The organism is Vibrio brasiliensis LMG 20546 (assembly GCF_000189255.1).
Classification (GTDB): domain Bacteria; phylum Pseudomonadota; class Gammaproteobacteria; order Enterobacterales; family Vibrionaceae; genus Vibrio; species Vibrio brasiliensis.
Genome location: NZ_AEVS01000026.1, coordinates 1 through 231, shown reverse-complemented (window position 1 = coordinate 231; position 231 = coordinate 1). Strand labels below are relative to the sequence as shown.

2 tRNA genes are annotated in these 231 nt (G+C 52.8%); both read right to left on the bottom strand.

From position 1 onward, the window contains the following. Positions 1-9: 9 nt before the first annotated feature. A tRNA-Ala gene (locus tag RH46_RS04690) sits at positions 10-85 on the bottom strand. A 43-nt stretch (positions 86-128) separates the two neighbouring features. Beyond that, positions 129-205 (bottom strand) — tRNA-Ile (locus RH46_RS04685). Between the last annotated feature and the right edge of the window lie 26 nt (positions 206-231).

Sequence of the window (231 nt, the reverse complement as noted above, 5' to 3'; positions counted from 1 at the left end):
GCTTAAAGATGGTGGAGCTAAGCAGGATCGAACTGCTGACCTCCTGCGTGCAAGGCAGGCGCTCTCCCAGCTGAGCTATAGCCCCATCAGGTGTTGATACTGTGTGCCAATCTCCTTGGGAGGAAGATTGGTGGGTCTGAGTGGACTTGAACCACCGACCTCTCGCTTATCAGGCGAACGCTCTAACCACCTGAGCTACAGACCCAGTATCGTCTCTTAAACTTATAAACC